General features: G+C 57.0%; 15 protein-coding genes. 9 read left to right on the top strand and 6 right to left on the bottom strand.

The annotated features are described in order from the left end of the window. Positions 1-6: 6 nt before the first annotated feature. From DTF_RS0108320 to DTF_RS25395, 6 genes are all read right to left on the bottom strand, one after another. Positions 7-1,911 carry a chemotaxis protein CheA gene (locus tag DTF_RS0108320; protein WP_027714953.1) on the bottom strand — a complete coding sequence of 635 codons (1,905 nt, stop codon included), beginning with the start codon at positions 1,909-1,911 and terminating at the stop codon, positions 7-9. Then, on the bottom strand, positions 1,908-2,273 hold the full coding sequence (locus DTF_RS0108315) for a response regulator (RefSeq protein WP_027714952.1): 366 nt from the start codon (positions 2,271-2,273) through the stop codon (positions 1,908-1,910). Before DTF_RS0108315 ends, DTF_RS0108320 begins: the two co-directional genes overlap by 4 nt. A gap of 73 nt (positions 2,274-2,346) precedes the next feature. Beyond that, positions 2,347-2,691: a lipid asymmetry maintenance protein MlaB gene (locus DTF_RS22620; RefSeq protein WP_051361164.1), complete on the bottom strand. Its 345-nt coding sequence runs from the start codon at positions 2,689-2,691 to the stop codon at positions 2,347-2,349. 38 nt (positions 2,692-2,729) lie between these two features. Beyond that, positions 2,730-3,107, bottom strand: a complete 378-nt coding sequence (locus DTF_RS0108305) for a hypothetical protein (protein ID WP_027714951.1) — start codon at positions 3,105-3,107, stop codon at positions 2,730-2,732. Between the two features lie 384 nt (positions 3,108-3,491). Then, positions 3,492-4,916: a sigma-54 dependent transcriptional regulator gene (locus tag DTF_RS0108300; protein ID WP_027714950.1), complete on the bottom strand. Its 1,425-nt coding sequence runs from the start codon at positions 4,914-4,916 to the stop codon at positions 3,492-3,494. Positions 4,917-4,976: 60 nt separating this feature from the next. Continuing rightward, positions 4,977-6,536: an ATP-binding protein gene (locus tag DTF_RS25395; RefSeq protein WP_051361163.1), complete on the bottom strand. Its 1,560-nt coding sequence runs from the start codon at positions 6,534-6,536 to the stop codon at positions 4,977-4,979. 335 nt (positions 6,537-6,871) lie between these two features. Here DTF_RS25395 and DTF_RS0108290 point away from each other — a divergent pair, with 335 nt between their 5' ends. The 9 genes from DTF_RS0108290 (at position 6,872) to DTF_RS0108250 (ending at position 21,044) form a co-directional block, all read left to right on the top strand. Then, a complete protein-coding gene (locus tag DTF_RS0108290) occupies positions 6,872-9,412 on the top strand; it encodes a DNA internalization-related competence protein ComEC/Rec2 (protein ID WP_081702867.1) in 2,541 nt (846 codons plus the stop codon). A gap of 54 nt (positions 9,413-9,466) precedes the next feature. Further along, the gene (locus tag DTF_RS22610) at positions 9,467-10,840 is read left to right on the top strand and encodes a diguanylate cyclase (RefSeq protein WP_051361162.1); all 1,374 of its coding nucleotides are present in this window, start codon (positions 9,467-9,469) and stop codon (positions 10,838-10,840) included. Next, positions 10,837-13,155 carry a tetratricopeptide repeat protein gene (locus tag DTF_RS0108280; RefSeq protein WP_027714948.1) on the top strand — a complete coding sequence of 773 codons (2,319 nt, stop codon included), beginning with the start codon at positions 10,837-10,839 and terminating at the stop codon, positions 13,153-13,155. The genes DTF_RS22610 and DTF_RS0108280 overlap by 4 nt, the downstream gene beginning before the upstream one ends. Before the next feature lie 69 nt (positions 13,156-13,224). Then, positions 13,225-14,460 (top strand): histidine--tRNA ligase, encoded by a 1,236-nt coding sequence (gene hisS / locus DTF_RS0108275; protein WP_051361161.1) that lies wholly within the window; start codon positions 13,225-13,227, stop codon positions 14,458-14,460. Between the two features lie 105 nt (positions 14,461-14,565). Continuing rightward, complete coding sequence (gene aspS, locus DTF_RS0108270) at positions 14,566-16,359, top strand: aspartate--tRNA ligase (RefSeq protein ID WP_027714946.1); 1,794 nt, start codon at positions 14,566-14,568, stop codon at positions 16,357-16,359. A gap of 71 nt (positions 16,360-16,430) precedes the next feature. Then, a complete protein-coding gene (locus DTF_RS25390; RefSeq protein ID WP_051361160.1) occupies positions 16,431-17,138 on the top strand; it encodes a LysM peptidoglycan-binding domain-containing protein in 708 nt (235 codons plus the stop codon). A gap of 170 nt (positions 17,139-17,308) precedes the next feature. Then, entirely contained in the window at positions 17,309-19,540 is a 2,232-nt protein-coding gene (locus DTF_RS0108260) for an NADP-dependent isocitrate dehydrogenase (protein WP_027714945.1), read from the top strand. A 106-nt stretch (positions 19,541-19,646) separates the two neighbouring features. Next, the gene (gene mdh / locus DTF_RS0108255) at positions 19,647-20,603 is read left to right on the top strand and encodes a malate dehydrogenase (protein ID WP_027714944.1); all 957 of its coding nucleotides are present in this window, start codon (positions 19,647-19,649) and stop codon (positions 20,601-20,603) included. Between the two features lie 243 nt (positions 20,604-20,846). Next, positions 20,847-21,044, top strand: a complete 198-nt coding sequence (locus DTF_RS0108250; RefSeq protein WP_027714943.1) for a 4Fe-4S binding protein — start codon at positions 20,847-20,849, stop codon at positions 21,042-21,044. The last annotated feature ends 7 nt before the right edge of the window (positions 21,045-21,051 follow it).

Here is a 21,051-nt window from a genome sequence, read left to right as displayed (position 1 = left end):
CCCGAGTTAACAAGCCAGGGACTCCTCGATCTGAACAAGTTGTGGCAGATCAAGGATCAGGGCCACGCTGCCGTCGCCCAGGACCGTAGCTCCGGAGAGTCCTCTGACATCGCGATACATGCGCCCCAAGGCCTTGATAACCGCCTGATGCTCCCCGACTACCTCGTCCACCACGAATCCTACCCGCTGCCCGTCGGCTTCGGTCAGCACAACCTGTTCGATCTCCGGCGATTTTCCTGCGATGGCAAACTGCTCCCTGAGCCTGATGTAAGGTAGAATCTCGCCTCGAACAGTGACCAGATTCCTGCCGTGCGCCTTTTCAGCATCCGTTTTGTGCAATTCAATGCATTCCTCGACCGCCGACAGGGGAAAAATGAAGAAATCACCGCTAATTTTCACCAGCAGGCCATCGATGATGGCGAGGGTCAGCGGCAACTTGAGGGTAAAGGTGGTTCCTTCTCCCGGACGGCTGAAAATATCGATTCCGCCGCACAGCCCGTCAATGGCCCGTTTCACCACATCCATCCCGACGCCCCGTCCCGAAACGTTGCTCACAGAGGCGGCGGTCGAGAACCCGGAGTGAAATAAGAGCCCATAAAGCTCTTTGTCATTCAGATCGGCCTCAGCGCCGACCAGGCCCATCGCCATCGCTCTATTTCGAACCAGGTCAAGATCGATTCCGGATCCGTCGTCGCGAACTTCGATCATGACATGTGCCCCAGAATGGCGTGCGGCGAGATGGATTCTGCCTTTCGGAGGCTTGCCGGCGACCTGCCGGACGGCGGGCGGCTCGATTCCATGATCGATACAGTTGCGAATCAGATGCACCAGAGGATCGCTTAAGCGTTCGATCACCGTTTTGTCGAGTTCGGTTTCAGCTCCCTCGGTACTCAGCACCACATCCTTGCCGAGCTCTTCTCCGAGATCGCGGACGAGCCGTCCGAAACGGCTGAAGGTGGTTCCGATAGGCAGCATGCGGATATTGAGGACCTGGTCCCGAAGCTCCCAGGTCAGGCGCTCAACCACTTCAGAAACGCCATCGAGCTCCACATCGGCCCGGGCGGAGGCGAGCTGTGCCAGGCGGGCCTGAACGGTCACCAGCTCACCGATAAGATCGACCAGGCTGTCCAGCTTCTCCGAACGCACCCGGACGCTGCTGACCGTATCGGGGGCTGATGGCTCCTGGTCCGGGGTCCGGTTACCGACAACTGTCCGATCGCGCTCCTCGCCCTGCCCGGCGGCTTCGATCCGAAGTTCGCAATCTTCCTCCACAAAGATGAACACATCCCGAATGGCGTCCATGCCGCGGGTGGTGGTCAGGACGATATCCCACCAGAGATGGCAAAGCTCGGGATCGATCTCCTCCAGCGCAGGGATCGCCTCCGTGTGAGTCGTGATCCGGCATTGACCAAGTTCGGCAAGCTCCTTCAGCAAGGCCAGAGGATTGATCCCCCGGAGAAAAATATCGGCGGGGGGGCAGAAACGAATGTGGTAGGTGATGTCCCTGCAATTGGAGGAGATCGAGAGAGCATCGCCTTGCTCTTCAGGAAGATACTTCCTGAATGCCGCGACGATCTCCCTTGTTCGGGCGTCATCGATCCCTCCGCTCGACTCAATCAATGTCTTGATCCTGTCCCGGGCGCCCAGGGTGAGATTGATCAGATCTCGGCTCACCGGCAGCCTGCCGCAACGCACGAGTTCGTAAACCGTTTCGACTTCATGGGTGAAATTCGCCACCTCATCGAAGCCGGACATGGCTCCCGATCCTTTTATGGTGTGGAGAGCGCGGAAGACCCTTCCGATGGCCTCCCCGTCGCCGGGGCTCACCTCAAGTTCGAGCAGAGCGGTTTCGAGTTCGCAGAGAATCTCCCCGGCCTCATCCCTGAACGTCTCGCGGTACCGATCCGTCACACCAGCACCATCTTCACCACGCGCAGAAGCTGTTCAGGCTTGAAAGGTTTGACGATCCACCCCGAAGCGCCGGCACTCTTCCCGGCCTTTTTTTTCTGCTCGGTGGATTCGGTGGTCAACATGATGATAGGAACAAAGCGGTTTCCGGGAGTCTTTCTCACCTCGCGGATGAGTTCGATTCCATCCATCTGGGGCATGTTCAAATCGGTGATGAGCATCTGAATCGCCTCGTTTTTCAGTTTTTCAAGAGCATCCACACCGTCCGTGGCTTCTATCACCTCGTACCCGGCGTCCTGCAGAGTAAAACTCAACATCTGCCGCACCGTCGCTGAATCGTCCACCGTCATGATCTTTCTACTCATAATTCACCTTCTCTCTTTTGAATGAGCCCTCCCCTCAAAGGTGGTCTCGAGTTCTCGCATACCGCTCTTCACCTCAGGCCGCTTTTCCCCCGACCCAGACACACCCTTGATCGCAGGCCAGGGAACAGCCCCGGGTGCCGGTCACATCGACCTCTGCAAAAATTCCCCTGATTTCGGGACCGCCGACCCTGGTGAGCGTCTTTTTCAAAGCGATCGCGGCACGATGGGCTGAGCAGAGCAATTGAAGGCCGGAGAGGTCCATTTCAGAGGTTTCCGTGAGATTGACCATCAGAATGTCGGCCTCCTCCAAGGCCTTCTGCAGTTCCTCTCTGACCTCGGTCACACGCTGTATGACCAATGCCCCTTTCAGGACCAATTCCCTGCAGCAACCTTCTTTTTCGGCCCCGTCAATCACCATGTATTTTTCCTTTCTTCAATTCTCGGTCCCCTGAAACATTATTGAAGAATCATATTGAATTTTTCGATCAGATCATTATTTGAACAGAATTCTACTTCAAACTGATTTGTATTTTCATTCAGCAATTCCTTGAATTTTTCATTCTGATCAAGTTCATCCAGGACCAGAAAGTTGTATTTCCTGGACAGCCTGACGGCACCGTCAAACATGTCCATAAACTGTAAAAAAGTCACACAGTTGTTCATAAGAATCAGATCAAGGGTTCTGAACGTCAATTTTTTATTTAGCATCAAATTGACTGCTTCTATAGCATCTTTCGCTGTTGTTACTCTGCAACCTGCCTGTTGTATAAAATAATTCAGATTAGCCAGACTTGCAGAAGGAAACCCCACAACGAAAACGTGTTTATGCGTCATATCCGTCTTCCTTGCGATCAAATTACATCGGCCTTTAAAAAAATCTATCCCATGTGATGCGCCTAACAAAGCAAGCCTGGTGCCAGAAAACTATATTTGGATAAAAATGTCTTGTCTTGTCGCTTAAATGGCCCAGCTCAAAGAATAATGGAAATGACAACGGTGCAATCAATATTGACAAGGGGAGTGACTGGAGAGATACAAGACAAACAAAAGCTTAATTTAATTAGACATATAATAAGGGCTTGACTTGGAAAAACAGTGAGTTGTTTCGGAAAGGACGAATAATTTTAATGAGGCCCAAATCCAAAACGCCCGACGCAACCAGGGCTGCTTGTGCAACCCTGGTTGCGGGGTTGCGGGGAGGAGGGAAAAGGTGATCGATCACTTTGGCTTTTTGAGGCGCTTGCTCAGGGCTTGTCGGGAAATTCCGAGAAGGCCTGCGGCGATGGTCTGATTGCCCCTGGACCGTCTCAGGGCTTCCTCAACAAGAAGCTCCGATGCATGCGAAAGGGTGGGCAGGGCCGATAGGGAAAAAAAAGGCGAGGCCCCCTGTCGGTCTTCATAAAGAGACTCCATCTCATGGATTTCCGGGCGGGGTTCCCGGCGGAGGACTTCCTTGAACGACACCATGGACAGCTTGCCGGATCGGTGAATGCTGACGGCGTTATAGATCATGGCGCGCAATTCGCGCACATTGCCGGGGAAACGGTAAGTTGAAAGAAAGACGGAAAGTTCCTCCGGGGGAGTCGGCTTCCGCTTCCCCATTGACTCGGCTGCCTCTTCCAGAAAATAATCCAGAAGTAGCGGAATATCTTCCTTCCTCTCCCGCAGTGGCGGGACGTGGATACGGTGGGCGCACAGCCTGAAATAGAGGTCCTTGCGGAAGTCCCCTCGGGCCTGCATGGCATCTAGATCGTGGTTGGTCGCCGCAATGATGCGCACATTTGCCCTTCTGGGCGTATCGCTGCCAAGGGGAAGATATTCGCCTTCCTGCAGAAACCGCAGAAGTTTCACCTGGGAGGCCAGACTCAGGTCGCCGATCTCGTCAAGGAAGAGAACTCCTCCGGCCGCCTTTTCGATCATACCTGGCCGGGATTTTTCCGCTCCGGTAAAGGCCCCCTTGACGTGACCGAAGAGAGCATCCGAAAATACACCGTCATCCAGTCCCGCCACATTCAGCGCAACCCAGTTTTCCTGGCGGCGGTCGATCCTGTGAACCGCCCTGGCGAAAAGCTCCTTGCCGACCCCACTCTCTCCCGTAATCAGAATGGACTCGGAACTGCATGCCACCGCCTCGATGTACTGGAACAGGGAGAACATTTTCCTGGATTGGGTCACGATGCCCGAAAACACCTCGGGGTGCTCCAATCGATCCTGCAGAAAACCATCCCTGAGCTTTCGGTTTTCCTGCTGCAGTTCCTGGATGGCTAGAATCCGGCGGATTCCGGCAATCAGGCGCTCCCGTTCCACAGTCTTGACGAAATAATCGGCGGCCCCCTGGCGCATGCATTGGACCGCGGTTGCAAGCTGATTCATGCCGCTGAGAATGACCACAGGGGTCTCAGGATACTCCTGAACGACACTGGTCAGAATGTCCTCTCCCGATAGGTGGGGCATGGTCAAGTCCAGCAAAATCATGGCAACCGGCTGTCGGGCCAGAATGTCCATGACCTCCCGGCTGTCCTGACAGCGAATGATGTTGTTGTATCCCGCCGAAAATTCGAGCATGAAAGAGAGGCTGTTCAGCCAGGATTCTTCGTCATCCACCAGCAGCAATGGAGAGGTGGGGTTGAGGGGCTCTTTCATGATGTCTTCACCGTAAAATGCAAGAGAGTTTTTCCATTTAAAGACCAACGGCCAGCCGGCCTAGGAAGAGACCGGCAGTGTCAAGGTGACGACCGTTCCTTCTCCGGGAACGGAGGAGAAATTGAGCTCCCCGCAATGCTCCTTGACGATGCGGGCCGAAACGGATAGACCGAGCCCCGTTCCGCCGCTCTGCCGTCGTGTGGTATAAAAGGGGTCGGTGAGCCGCGAAAGGTCTTCGGGCCCAATACCGACCCCTTCATCCCGAATTTCCAGAACGGTCCTGTTGCGCCGATCATCGAATCGGGTTGAGACAAAGATGCCGCATTCCGTTTTAGGCAAGGCCTGGCACGCATTGAGAAGGAGATTGACCACGACTTGTTCGATCCTTCCGAAAACTCCCCTGATTGTCGGCATCCCGCTTTCATAGGTCGTCTGAAAACGGGAGGTTGAATTCTTGACCACATTGGCCACCAGTCGTACAGCCTTCCGCACGATCTCATTCAGGTCCAGATCCTCCTTACCTTCGGCATTCTCCTGACTGATGAACTCCTTCAGATCCTCGACAATCACCTTGATCCGATGAGCGGCGTCAATCACCTCTGAATGCAAGCGCGGTATTTCATCACGGACTCTGGAATAGGACAATCTGCCGAGGGGAAAATCCCCCTCATCACGATATTTTTTTTCCAGTATGGGAGCGGCTTCGCTCCAGATTTCCCCCAGGATGGGGGCATTCAAAAGGATCAGCGCGTTGGGATTATTGATTTCGTGAGCCACGCCGGCGGCGAGTTCACCGAGGGAGGATAGGCGTCCGGAACGTTCGGCCTCCTCCCGCAGCCTGATTTTTTCTGTGATATCGCTGCTCAGATTGATGACATTGACCACCTTTCCATGATCATCCTTCAACGGGAAAACCTTGAGTCCAAAAGTCCTTCCTTCGAACTGGCGCAAAACTTCCTGGATCTCTCCGGTCTGGAAGGTCATTACCGCCGGACAGTTTTCACACGGCTCATTTGCCTGACGATTCACCTCATAGCAATGTCTGCCCTGACCCGTATCGCCCTTCCCGAAAAGTTCAGCATATCCTCTGTTGGACCAGACGATCGTCAAGTCGGGCGACATCAGGCTCAAAGCATCGGGGATACCATCCAGAAGGGTTTGGAACTCCTTGGAGAGTCTTCTGAATCTTTGTTCGCTTTCCCGCAGATCGTTTTGGGTGCTTTTCAGCTGGGTCTCGGATTCCAGGGAGTCCAGAACCTGCCGAACAACGGAAGGAAGCAGATCGAGGAAGTTTTCGTTTTTGATCAGGTAATCGTGAGCGCCAAGCTTCATCATTTCGACAGCCACCTTTTCATCACCATGGGCGGTGATCGAGATGAAAGGGACAGCCGTTCCGCGATGTGACAATGTCTTTATGACATCGATGCCCGTCATGTCCGGGAGCCTATGGTCGAGAAGAACCAGTGTAACCGGTTCATACATCAATTGTTCAATGGCCTCTTTCCCGGTTCCGACGATCCGAACCTCGGAGACAATGTCTTTCAGCCCCTCTAGGATAAGCGCAGAGACGCTGGCTGAATCATCGACGACCAAAATCGTTGCATAGGAGTAAAAATCCATGCATTCCCTCTTGAAGACAGATTACAAGTACCAAGGCATACTGTAAAAAAACGATAATAAAAATCATTTTATTTAAAAGAGGACAGGGTTCATCCTTGTTCCCGGGTCTTAGTCTTAAATAAAGCTAATTTATTTCCTAGCCAATCGGTGTGATTTAAAATGTTAAATAATATCTTCCTAAATATAAAGGAAAAATTCCTGCTTCATCGCAATTTATTATTGACAAAAATTCATTTTGAATGACCCCGCAGTATCGAAGACTCTCTTCAGAGCTTGCCTGGAAGAGCTATGCGTGAGGACATGGACTTAACTTACTTTGCTAGGACGTTTATCCTGTGCTAATCTGCGTTGGACCGTCAATCTGTTCCGGAGGGGGTTTGAGACGATTTCCTTACGAAAGCCGGATCACGTCTGGTACGGCCGACCCATCGGTCGTACTGCGAAAGAAAAGCACCCCACCATCTGACCTGCCCGCTGCGTCGGCGGTCATTCAACCGTCGAGGCAGGGACTACCTGTGGGGCCCCCTTTATTCCTTCTGAGCTATGCCCTTGGCCTGGGCTGCGCCCCCTTTCTGGACATTTCGCCGGCATTTGCTTCAGCCCCTTTTATCGTGGCAATCCTCTGCTTCATTGCGCGAGCCTCCAGGGTGAGCGGGATTCTGCTGGCGGCCTTCTTTTTCGTTCTGGGCATCTCACTTTATCATCTGCGGACCACCCCGCCGGGGGACTCCGGCCATATCCGGGCCTTTATCAGTGATCGACCGGTGGCGGTCGAAGGAGCGGTGCTGAGCGTCGGCAATCGCCCCTTTGGTCGTTCGGTCATCGACCTGGAGACCCATCGTGTCATATCCGAGGGGATAGCCGCTCCGGCCCGTGGAAAGCTGCGGCTGTATATCAGGGAGAACAATCCGCCGGCCGCCCCGGGCGATACCATCCGTTTCCTGTCCAGATTGAGGGCGCCCCGCGCTTTCGGCACTCCGGGTGAATTCGATTTTTCGCGCCACCTAGCCGGCCAGGGTATTTTTGTCACGGCTTTTCTTCCCCAGGCGAAGGGGATCGTCAAAACGGGATCGCAGCGGCCGCACGGTCCCGCATCACTGATTGCGAAACAGCGCACCGATGTCGCCGGCATTATCGACCGCGCTGTCGATCCCACTCTGGCGCCGCTGGTGCGCGCCTTGGTCATCGGCGACAAAGGCGAAATAACACCGGATCAAAGAGAGCTGATGGGGCGGGCCGGCATTTCGCACCTGTTCGCGATTTCCGGTTTGCATCTGGGACTGATCGCGGCCTTTCTGTATGTCGGCGGGCGCTTTTTTTACCGCCGTTGCGAGTCTCTTCTGCTTTTCGGCCCGCCCAGACGTTACCTGCCGCCCCTTCTCCTGCCCCTGCTCTGGGCGTACCTCCTTTTTACCGGCAGCGGCCTTCCCACCCTTCGGGCCTTTATCATGACCCTGGCGGGGGCGCTTCTTTTTCTAGGTGCACGACGAACGCCTCCCCTGAAGCTGCTCACCGCAACCGCCCTGCTCATTCTCTGCCTGGAGCCCCTTGCCCTTTTTGCCCCATCTTTTCAACTGTCCTTCGCCGGCGTCCTCGGGCTTCTGGTTCTGCTCCCCCGCTGGCAACCCGGGATAGCAGCCCTGCCCCGCCCTCTGCGAAAACCAGCTTCGCTGGCAGCAGCCACCCTTGCTGCGACGATTACCACGGCTCCGCTGGTCCTTTTTCACTTTCACCTGCTGGCCCCGGCGGGGCTGATCGCCAATATGGCGGCGGTTCCCGCTATCGGTTTTCTCGCCGTACCGCTCGGAATCGGCGGGGCACTGCTGTCGTCATTCTGGCCAGGGGCGGCCGCCCCTCTGCTGCAGGGCTGCGGACTGCTCATCGAAAAGGTCCTCACCCTGGCCGAATGGATCGTTAGCCTTCCCCTGATGGAAGGCAGCATCGTCTATGCGTCACCTCTCCAGATTGCCGCCGCTTTCCTGCTGGCCGCGACGCTCCTCCTGCCCGGCGGCCTCCGCCGGTGCAGACCCTTCAGGGGCACGCTCCTGACCTTCGCGGCGCTGTTTCTTCTCTGGCAGCCCGCCCCGACCGGGCTGACTGTCACCGCCTTGAGCGTGGGACAGGGTGACGCCACGCTCCTTTCCCTTGAGGATGGCAGGCACTACCTGGTGGACGGCGGAGGGCTGTACAGCGAAACCTTCGACGTGGGGGAAAGACTTGTGGCCCCGGCCCTGGGACGCCTCGGTGTTCGCTCTTTGGAAGCCGTCATCCTGACCCATGACGATCTCGACCACCGGCAGGGACTTCAGCATATCCTTGAATCTTTCCCGGTAAAAGCCTTCTGGTCTTCGACCTCCCCGGACGCCATCCATACTTCACTGCGTAGTGTCATAGAGCGGCGGAAGATTCCCGTGGTTCAGGTACCGCAAGGCTGGACCGTGCTCGACGACACCCGGGAGAGATCACTCTCCATTTACAACCCCAGCCGCCTGGAATACTCCCTGAACGACAATTCTCTTGTCCTTTACGCCCGCATCCTGGATGAAGGCGTCCTCCTGACCGGCGACATGGAAGAGGCCGGGGTATCCGGGTTCCTTGCCGCCGACCCGCCGCAACCGGTGACCCTACTCAAGCTCCCCCACCACGGCAGCCACAAATCGTCTCCCGAGCTTCTGCTGGAGCGCTTCGAACCGGCAGTCGCTTTTGTTTCAGCCGGCGCCGGCAATCCATACCACCTGCCTCACCAATCCGTTATGGACGACCTCAGACAACGGGAAATACCCGTCCACCGGACCGATCGTCAGGGAAGTCTGCAGTTTTCGACAACAGGGAGGGGATGGCGGGCCAAACAGTGGGAAAAAGGCCTTTTCCATTGACATAATCCCAAGGATTTTGTTAGCTTTACTAATTCCTTGACGGAGTCTTGCCGGATGAAAAAACCTACCATACTGGTGGTGGACGACGAACTCTTCTTCCGCCGCCTTTATGCTGAACTTTTAAGCGAAGACGGATACCGGATCGAGACCTTCGCCTCCGGGGATGATGCGTTAAGCCGGCTGCGCCGCGGCGGGGTCGATGTCGTCCTCACCGATCTCGTCATGCCCGGCGTGGACGGCCTGGAGTTTCTCCGCCAGGCCCGAACCCTGGACGCCCCGCCCGACGTGATCGTCGCCACCGGCCATGCTACCGTGAAAACAGCGATTGAGGCCCTCAAGAACGGGGCCCGCGACTACCTGGTAAAACCTTTCAACCCCGATGAGCTGCGCCACTTGGTGCGCACGTGCCTGGAACAGCGTCGGGTACTCGACGAAAACATCCTACTTAAGAGCCAGATCAGTCTTTTTCGGAAAGGACAGGATCTGGCCTCCTCACTTGAAATCGAACGCCTTCTTCCACAGGCGGTCATGACCCTGCTGCGGGAAATCGCAGACGGGCGCGGGTTCGCCTTCCTTCTGGAAAAAGATGCCGTCTCCCGGCTTCTGGGCGTGGAAAACCTCGATGAAGACGAAGCTCGGGCATTGGCCGAATCCCTTCTGCCCCATCTCAAGGACCTCGCCGGCATTCGTCTGATGCGCGGCGGCGAGCTTGCCCCCAAGAGCCGCTGGCCAGATGAAGTCAGGACATTGTGTCTCTTTCCGTTGCTTTGCCAGAAGATCCTCAAGGGCGCCATCGTTATCCTCAATGCTGCCGGCTCCGACTTCCCCCATCCCATCCCCCATGAAAGCCTCCTCTTTCTTTCGGAACAGGCTACCCTGGGATTCGAAAACGCTTTTCGGTACCAGGGCGCCCGCGAACTCATCTATACCGATGATCTGACCGGGTTGTATAATTACCGCTACCTGCAGACCGCCCTTGAGCAGGAAGTTCGCCGCTCGGAACGCTACGGTCTCGAATTCTCCCTGGCCTTCATCGATCTCGACAATTTCAAGGACCTCAACGACACCCATGGTCATCTCGCCGGCAGCAGCGCCCTGCGAGAAGTGGCCGGCCTGCTCCGCAGGAGCGTCCGTGAGGTCGATCTTCTGTTCCGCTATGGCGGGGACGAGTTTACCGCTCTTCTGGTAGAAACCGATTCGCGGGGCGCCGCAGTCGTTGCCGAGAGGATTCGCCGGACGATAGAAGAACACGTTTTCCTGACGGAAGCCGGCCTGGCCTGCAGGGTGACGGCGACGGTGGGATATGCCACCTTCCCCGAAAACGCTACTGATCAAAAGACCATCATCGATCTCGCCGATCGGGCCATGTACGACGGCAAAAAAGTCCGCAATGCGACCCGGGGGGCCTGGGAGCTAAAAGGCAAATGAAACTTCGGCCATTCGTCCTGGCCGCTTTCTGCAGCATTGTGGTCTCATCTTTCCCTTGCCCTGCAGAAGCGGAAGACCTTGCCTCGGCAGCCGGGGAACAGTTATCCCTCATTGATCACTATCGTCTGGCCCTGACCGTCGATCCCGACAACCCGATCCTGCATTATTCATTTGGCTCGGCCCTGCTGGCCGAAGGGCTGGATAACGAGGCTATAGCCGAATTCCGTCAGGCCTACCCCGCATTCAGCGATTCCGCCGAGATGAACTATCTCTTGGGATCGGCCCACAGCCGGACCGGCGACCTCGACAGTGCCCTGCTCTACTTCGATGAGGCCGAAGCTCTGGGAGCTCTGGAGCAACCTGGGCTCTTTCCCCTGGCAAATGCCTATTACAATCTTGCGTTGACCTGCCTGGAAACCGATTCCCCAGACCAAGCGGCCAGACTCTTCGCAAAAACCCTGGCCCTCGACCCGGACCGACAGGAGATCCGCCGCCAGCTGGCGGAGATTTACGCCGGAGAAGGCCAGATCGAACGGGCTCTGGCCGAATTCGACGCCTATCTGAAGGTCTATCCGGACGACGTCACAACCAGGGAATACGTCTATACGCTCTATTTCAACCGGGCACAGCAAGCCCTGGAGGACAGGGATCTCCGGGCAGCCAGAAAAGACTTCAACAAAGCACTGCGCACGAACCCTGGAAGCCCGCTCGCCATATATTATCTCGGCTCTCTCGATTATTCCGAGGGAGATTACGAAGGGGCCGCGGTCCGTCTGGCGAAAATCTATCATGCGAGCCCCGCCGAAATCCGCCGAAGCATGGATTCCCTCCTCCGGAACAGCGCACTGGCCCTCCTGGAACAGAAAAAACTCCGGAAGGCGCTCGTTGCCGTTGAGCCGCTGATCGACCGGCAGCCGGCCGCTCTGGAGGATCTCACCATGGCCGGGAATATTCACCTGTCCCTGAAGGAATTTCAAGCGGCCCGAGCATGCTTCGAAAGGGTCCTGGCGCTGGATCCTTCCCACGAGGCTGCGACCATCAGCATTGCGGACGTCCGGGCCGGAGCCGCAGAGGAACTCCTTGCCGAAGGGCGCACCCTGTTTTACCAGCGTGAATACCTGGAGGCTCTGGGGAAATTTGAGGCCGCCCTCGCCCTTCATCCCGCCCACCCCGGAGCCCTCGCCTGTGCATCGGAAACCCGGGTGGAAATTAATAAAAAGGCCGCGGCCCTCTTCGCCCTGGCCGAACAATCGCTCGAGCAGAACAGACCGCATGAGGCTCTAAAGCAGCTCAAGACCGGTTTGGAATTTGCGCCCGATTCGCTTCTGGGGCGGGATTTAAAGGAACAGGCTCTTGAGAAATTGGGCGGAGAACTCACAGAGGCCCTCGAGAAGGGCACAAAATTGGCCGCTGGGGGATTGCTTCAAGAAGCAGAAAGAGCCTTCGCTCATGTCCTGGCATTGGATCCGGACAACCATGAGGCACGGGACGAAAAGTCGAGGATTGCCCAACTTCTGGAGGCGAAGGCTTCAGAGATTGCGGCACGGGGGAGACTGGCCCTGGAGGACGGCAGACTGGCCGAGGCCCATGAGGCCTTCGAGGCCACCTTGAAGCTGGTTCCGGAGTTCAGGGAAGGAAGCGATGGACTGGCAAGAATTGAGGTTCTGATCAGCGCCATGATCTCCGAGGAGGCACAGTGGGGGCAACGGGCCAGGAGCGCCGGTCGCTTGCGGCAAGCCCGTGAGCATTTTGGCAACGCCTTGCGCCTCAGGGACGATTCCGGTCTTCGTGAAACGTTGGACGCCATCGACCGGAGCCTGAGAACAGAATTTTACACATTTATAGAAGCGGCCAGGAAATCGCTGAAGAAAAACGATTTCAGACAGGCCAGAGATTATTTCAGTAAGGCGCTTGCCCAATCCCCGCAACACCCCGACGCCCTCAACGGCTTTGCGGAAGTCGAGACTCGAAGCGCGGCGGCTGCAATAGGGGAAATCAGAGCTGCAGAGAAAGATATGTCGGCACACCAGTTCGACCGGGCGCTTTCCCGCTACCGCCACGTGCTCTACATCGACCCCTCCATCGTACAGGCTCGGGAAGGAGTGGGCCGGGCGCTGGAAGCGATGGAAGGAGACCTCCATTACCTTATTGCCGCAGGGAATGAGGTAATGGCCGGCGGCTTGTTCGAGGAGGCGGAGACCGCCTTCCGGGAAGCCCTGTCCCTTGACCCATATCGCCGGGAAGCACAGGACGGCCTACGCAGCCTGGAGCAGTTGCGCAGTCTCAATGTCGCGAAGAGCCGGCGCAAGCGGTAATAAAACCTGCTCGAATCAACAATTCTTTTACGCGAGGGAATTTACGTGAGTATCACAGGGATCAAGGGAATGAACGACATCCTGCCGGGGGAAGTGGAAACCTGGCAGCATCTTGAAGAACAGGCACGGCGAATTTTCCGGGCCTACGGCTTTGCCGAAATCCGGGTGCCGGTGGTGGAGAAGACGGAACTATTCTGCCGCTCCATCGGTGAAACCACCGATATCGTGGAAAAGGAGATGTACACCTTCAGCGACAAAAGCGGAAATTCTCTTACCTTGCGCCCCGAGGGGACCGCTCCGGTCATGCGCTCCTTCATCCAGAACAAACTGCATAACAGGGACCCGATCGCCAAGCTGTATTATATGGGACCGATGTTCCGCTACGAGCGTCCCCAAAAGGGGCGCTACCGCCAGTTCCACCAGATCGGCGCCGAGGTGGTAGGAGTCGACGATCCCAAGATCGATGCCCAGGTGCTTGCCATGCTGGTCCATTTCTTTGAGGAGGTGGCCATTCCCGATGTGGAACTGCAGATCAACTCCCTCGGCTGCCCGGAGTGCCGGCCGGCGTTTCGCAATCTCCTTATCGACTTCCTGCAGGAGCGTCTGGAGAGCCTCTGCGAGGACTGCCAGAGGCGATACCGGACCAACCCCCTGCGGGTTCTCGACTGCAAGGCCAAAGGCTGCCGGGAGGCCACGCTGGATGCCCCCTCCATGCTCGACCACTTGTGCGGCGGCTGTACCGGGCACTTCGCGCAGGTGCGCGGCCATCTGGACGACCTGGCCATCCCCTATGCGGTGAACCCGCGGATGGTCCGGGGTCTGGATTATTACACGAAAACCACCTTCGAAGTGGTGACCGGCAGCCTGGGATCCCAGAATGCCGTGGCCGCCGGCGGACGCTACGACGGCCTGGTCCGGGAGCTGGGGGGCCCTCCGCTGTCGGGAATCGGATTCGCCATGGGAGTTGAGCGGCTGGTGCTGATGAAAGGGGAAGCGCTGGTCCAGCCGCCCCGACTTGAGCTCTTTCTCGCCGCTATCGGCGATGAGGCCGCCCGCCAGGCCTTTATCCTCATGTCCAGCCTGCAGCGCCGGGGACACCGGGCCGAAATGGATTACGAAGGCAAAAGCCTCAAATCTCAGCTCCGCCGCGCCGACAAGCTGAGAGCCTGCCATGTGCTGATTCTGGGAGAGGATGAAATCGCCCGCCAGGCGGCCCTGTTGAAGGATATGGATGCCGGAACCCAGGAAGAGATCCCCCTTGCAGGACTCGAAGAGCTTCTGCTCGAGCGCCTTCGCCGGCTGTGAAACCGGAGGATATCTCTTGACGATGTTTATTCATGCTCTGTATAATTCGCCTTTGCGCAAATACCGACAGCGAAAAATAACCGTTCTCTTTTGGAGGATTTACACTTGAACGACTTGCTTGGTGACTGGAAAAGGAGCCATTATTGCGGCCAGGTTACGGCCGCCGATATCGGAAAAGAGGTCTGCCTTATGGGCTGGGTTCAGCGTCGCCGGGACCACGGCGGCCTGATCTTCATCGATCTTCGCGACCGTGAGGGGATCATTCAGCTCGCCCTCGACCCGGACCGTGATCCCGAGGCCCATCAGAAGGCCGACCGGGTCCGCAACGAATTCGTCCTGGCGATCAAGGGGGTGGTTTCCCCGCGCCCCGAGGGAACGGTCAATACGAAGATGAAGACCGGGGAGGTGGAAATCGAAATCAGCGATCTGCGCGTCCTCAACGCCGCCAAAACGCCCCCCTTCATGCTGGACGAGTACTCCGAGGTGGCGGAGAACATCCGTCTCAAGCACCGCTATCTCGACCTGCGCCGTTCCGCCGTCCAGCACAACCTCATCCTTCGCCACCAGGCGACCCGCACCGCCCGAAACTACCTCGACGCCCAGGGATTTCTGGAAATAGAAACCCCCATGCTGACCAAGAGCACACCGGAAGGGGCGCGGGATTATCTGGTTCCCAGCCGGGTCAATCCGGGGCAGTTCTATGCCCTTCCCCAGTCCCCCCAGCTGTTCAAGCAGCTCCTGATGGTTTCCGGCTTCGACCGTTACTGCCAGATCGTCAAATGTTTCCGGGACGAGGACCTGCGGGCCGACCGGCAGCCTGAATTCACCCAGATCGACTGCGAGATGAGCTTCGTCGACCGTGACGATGTCATGAACATCATGGAAGGAATGATCGCGGCCATTTTCAAAGAGACCATCGGCGTCGACATCACCCTTCCCGTCCCCCGCATGACCTATGCGGAGGCCATGGACCGCTACGGGGTGGACAATCCCGACCTGCGCTTCGCCCTTGAACTGATCGACATCACCTCCCTGGTCGCCGAATCGGGGTTCAAGGTCTTCGCCGACGTGGCTGCCAAGGGGGGGCTGGTCAAGGCCCTCAACGCCAAGGGCTGCGCCTCCTTCTCCCGCAAGGAGCTTGACGATCTCACCGCCTTCGTGGCCATCTACGGAGCCAAGGGGCTTGCCTGGGTGAAGATGACCGAAGAGGGGTGGCAGTCGCCTGTCGCCAAGTTCTTCACTTCCGATGAACTTGCGGCTCTCAATAAGTCCCTTGATGCCGAGATCGGCGACCTGCTCCTCTTCGTCGCCGACAGCGCCCGGGTGGCCAACGAGTCCCTCGGAAGGTTGCGAAGCCATCTCGGACAGAAGCTCGGCCTGGCCGATCGGAACGTCTACAAATTCGCCTGGGTCACCGATTTCCCCCTGCTCGAGTGGGACGGCGAGGAGCGGCGCCACGTGGCGGTCCACCATCCTTTCACCGCACCGCTGGACGAAGACATTTCTCTGCTCGACAGTGAACCCGGCAAGGCGAGGGCCAAAGCTTACGATCTGGTCCTGAACGGCTCGGAAATCGGCGGCGGCAGCATTCGTATTCACGATCAGGCAGTGCAGAGCAAAATGTTCGACCTGCTTGGGATTGGTCAGGAAGAGGCCAGGAGCAAGTTCGGCTTTCTCCTGGACGCTCTCGAATATGGCGCTCCGCCTCACGGCGGCATCGCTTTCGGCTTGGATCGACTCACAATGATCCTCACCGGATCCGATTCCATTCGCGACGTGATCGCCTTCCCGAAAACCCAGAAGGCGACATGCCTGATGTCCGAGGCGCCGGGGTTCGTGGACGAGAAGCAGCTCCGGGAACTTTCCATCCGGGTGGCCGCCAGAGCAAAACAGCCATAAATCCCCCGCGGTAAGCCACTGGGGCAACTAGAAAGTTCCCGATCGGAAGATATAAAAAACAGACAGCCATAATGACCCGCAACCTTCTCTTACTTATTCTATTCTCAACCCTGCTCGGGGGATGCGCCAAACCGCCCCGCGAGGAACTCCAGACCGCACGTCTGGCAGTGGCGCAAGCCTATGCGGCCGACGCCCATCATCTCGCCTCCGCCGAATACCAGGCGGCCAGCACGGCACTGAGAGATGGGGAGGACCTGATGCGCCGGGGTGAATACGATCTGGCCAGAGAGACCCTCCCCTTTGCCGAGGAGCATGCCCGCCGGGCCGCGGAAAAAGCCCGGGAGGAAAAAGCCGCCCTGGAATTGCGGAAGCTGAGGGAAAAACAGGTGAAGGAACTCGCCAGCGCTCCCAAACCCGCACCGGTCAAGAAACCTCCCGCAGCCGCCAAAAAACCGGAACCTCCGCCTGTCCGCGAGGCCTCTCCTCCCCCTCCGCCCCCCGCTCCCCCACTGCCGACGAACTACACGGTGGCGGCCGGTGAGACCCTCTGGACGATTGCCGCCCGCAAGGACGTGTACGTCGACGCCCTGCTCTGGCCTCTGCTCTACAAGGCCAACCGCGACCAGATAAAGGACCCTCGCCAGATTTACCCCGGTCAGGTTCTCAGTATTCCCAGGGATCATTCTCCCGAAGAAAAGGAAGAAGCCAGAGAAACCGCCCGCACATCCGATATCTTTCCCATTGAAAAACTGATGGAAAACACCTCCGTGAACAACTGATAAAAATTATTTATTTTCCTTCAGATGCCCCTGCGGTCCTGAGCTGCAGGGGCATATTTTTTCTTGACACGCCCTGGGGGTATGTATACTGTATACACATTTTGAAGGCCGCCCTCCGGGCTTATAAACAGGCCTTTTGGCGATACCGGCATGAAAAACAAGGAGAGAACATGGCAAAGAAAACATCTAAGATCATCTGGACCGAGATTGATGAAGCTCCTGCACTGGCAACGTACGCCCTGCTGCCGATCGTTCAGGCTTATACGAAGGACACTGGCATCGAGGTCGAAACCCGGGACATTTCCCTTTCCGGTCGAATCATTGCAAACTTTCCCGACAAACTGAAGGAAGATCAGAAGATTTCCGACTACCTGGCTGAACTGGGTGAGCTCGTCAAAACACCCGAAGCCAACATCATCAAGTTGCCGAACATCAGTGCCTCGATCCCGCAGCTCCAGGCTGCCATCAAGGAGCTGCAGGAGAAGGGATACGATATCCCTAATTATCCTGAAGAAGCCACAACCGACGAAGAGAAAAAACTGCAGGAGCGTTTCGCAAAGGTCCTCGGCTCTGCCGTGAATCCGGTTCTGCGCGAAGGCAACTCCGATCGCCGCGCCGCTGCTTCCGTCAAGAAGTTCGCCCAGAAGAACCCGCACCGGATGATGCAGCCCTGGCCGAAAGTTTCCCAATGCCGCGTTGCGCACATGGAGAGCGGAGATTTTTACGAAACTGAAAAGTCGGTCACTATGAACAAGGCCGACAAGGTAAAAATTGAATTCGTCGACGCTGGCGGCAAAGCCAAGGTTTTGAAGGAAGGACTGGCTCTGCTGGAGGGTGAAGTCCTCGACTCCTCGGTCATGCACGTTGCCGACCTGCGCAAGTTCTACGAGGAGACCGCGAAAGAGGCCAAGGAGAAGGGGGTCCTCCTCTCCTTGCACCTCAAGGCGACCATGATGAAGGTTTCCGACCCTATCATGTTCGGCCATGCTGTTTCCGTGTATTTCAAGGATGCCCTCGACAAGCACGCCGATACCCTGAAGTCGATCGGCGCCAACCCCAACTACGGCCTCGGTGATATCCTCTCCAAGCTTGACAAGCTGCCGGCCGACAAGAAAGCCGAAATTGAAGCCGACATCAACGCCTGCTACGGAAAACAGCCGGCTCTGGCCATGGTGGACTCCCGCAAGAACATCACCAACCTGCACGTTCCCAACGATGTCATCGTGGACGCCTCCATGCCGAACGTGGTGCGTGACGGCGGCAAAATGTGGAACCTCCAGGACGAACTGCAGGACACCATCGCCATGGTCCCCGACCGCTGCTACGCGACCATGTACCGCGAGATCATCGAAGACGCCAAGCGCAACGGGCAGTTCGATCCGGCGACCATGGGCAGCGTCTCCAATGTAGGCCTGATGGCGCAGAAGGCCGAGGAATACGGCTCCCACGACAAGACCTTCGAAGCACCAGCAAACGGCGCGATCCGCATCGTGAATTCGGCGGGTGACACGCTGCTCGAACAGAAGGTGGAAAAGGGCGACATCTTCCGTGCCTGCCAGGCAAAAGACGTCCCCATCAAAGACTGGATCAAGCTCGCGGTATCTCGTGCCAAGGCTTCCGGTGAGCCGGCGATCTTCTGGCTTGACGAGAAGCGCGGCCACGACGCCGAGATCATCAAGAAGGTCAAAAAGTACCTGCCGGAGTTCGATACCACCGGTCTTGATATCCGCATCATGCCCCCGGTCGACGCGATGAACTTCTCCCTCGATCGCATCCGCAAGGGGCAGAACACCATCTCGGTCACCGGCAATGTCCTGAGGGATTACCTGACCGACCTCTTCCCGATCCTCGAGCTGGGCACCAGCGCCCGCATGCTCTCCATCGTTCCCCTGATCAACGGCGGCGGCCTCTTCGAGACCGGTGCCGGCGGGTCCGCTCCGAAGCACGTTCAGCAGTTCCTCAAGGAAGGTCATATCCGATGGGATTCTTTGGGAGAATACTGTGCCCTGGTACCGTCGCTGGAAATGATCGCCGACAACACCGGCAACCAGAAGGCGGCCGTTCTGGCCGAAACTCTGGACACCGCCATCGGCACCTATCTTGAGAATCAGAAACTGCCTTCCCGCAAGGTGAAGGAGATTGACAATCGGGGCAGCAGTTTTTATCTTGGTCTTTACTGGGCCCAGGCTCTTGCCGCCCAGAACAAGGACGCCGAACTCAAGGAGCGTTTCACCAAAGTGGCGAAGGAGCTCAAAGAGAACGAGGCAAAAATAGATCAAGAGCTGCTCGACGCCCAGGGTCGTCCGGCCGATATCGGCGGCTATTTCCGTCCGGATCCGGTGAAAGCGGACAGGGAAATGCGTCCCAGCGCGACCCTGAATGCTATCATTGACAGCATGTAATATGAGTGTGATAATTGAAAACGTGTAATTTTTACCGACCGGGACGGGGCAGGACGGCCCCGTCCCAACCTTTTTCCAATTTTCCAACTACAGGAGGAGAGAGACAATGGCAAGACCTAAAATCGCATTGATCGGTGGTGGGCAGATTGGCGGCGTATTGGCACAGCTTGCTGCTCTGCGTGAATTGGGCGACGTGGTGCTGTTCGACATCGTCGAGGGGCTGCCCCAGGGCAAGTGCCTCGATATTGCCGAGGCTTCCCCAGTCGACGGCTTCGACGTAGCACTCAAGGGCACCAACAACTACAAGGACATCGAAGGCTCCGACGTGGTTATCGTGACCGCCGGCCTCCCCCGCAAGCCCGGCATGAGCCGAGACGACCTCATCGAGGTCAACTCCAAGATCATGACGCAGGTGGCCGAAGGCATCAAGCAGTACGCCCCCAACTCCATTGTCATCGTCATCTCCAACCCGCTCGATGCGATGGTAACCCTCTGTCAGAAGATCACCGGCTTCCCCTACAACCGAGTCATCGGTCAGGCCGGCGTCCTCGACTCGGCCCGCTTCCAGGCCTTCATCGCCTGGGAACTCGGCGTCTCCGTGAAAGACGTCAATGCAATGACCCTCGGCGGTCACGGCGACGACATGGTCCCCCTGGTTCGCTATGCCAGCGTCAACGGCATCCCCGTCATGGAGCTCCTCGAGCAAAAGTACGGCAGCGCCGAGAAAGCCAAGGAAGTGATGGGAGCAATGGTCAAGCGCACCCGTGGCGCCGGCGGAGAAGTGGTTGCCCTGCTGAAGACCGGCAGCGCCTTCTACAGCCCGGCCTCTTCCGCGATCGCCATGGCCGAATCGATCCTCAAGGACCAGAAACGCGTCCTGCCTACCTGCGCCTATCTCAATGGAGAATTCGGCGTGAAGGGCTTCTATGTCGGCGTTCCCTGCGTCCTGGGTGAGAAGGGCGTGGAGAAGATCATCGAATTCAAGCTCGATGCCGAAGAGCAGGCAATGATGGATAAATCGGTTTCCGCCGTTAAGGAACTCGTCGGCAGCATGAACCTGTAATACTTGCAGATATGCCGTAACCCAAAGAAGGGCAATGGCGACATTGCCCTTCTTTTCTATATGCCGGAATTGACCAGACCTGCACCTCCGCTCCCCGTCCCTGCGTCCGGGTTTTCCGATACAAGTGCACAATATTTACTGTATACAGAAATTTCTGGCATATATTGGTCGAATGTGATAAGATTCCGCCGTTTTACTAGACCGTTACAAGAAGCGACATCTTCAAAAAGGAGAAAAACGGTAATGAGCAGTGCAAAAGCAGATATTGAAGTCATCGAGAGATACTGCAAGGGGTGCAGCATCTGCGTTGAATTCTGCCCCACGAATGTTCTCGCGATGGACGGATTTGTCGTAAAGGTCGCCAATCCTGAGGCATGCATCGCCTGCAACCAGTGCGAACTGCGTTGCCCCGATTTCGCCATCAAGGTCCATAAGAAATAAGTGAACT

This window comes from Desulfuromonas sp. TF (genome assembly GCF_000472285.1).
GTDB lineage: Bacteria > Desulfobacterota > Desulfuromonadia > Desulfuromonadales > ATBO01 > ATBO01.
This window is presented reverse-complemented; position numbering and strand designations above follow the sequence as displayed.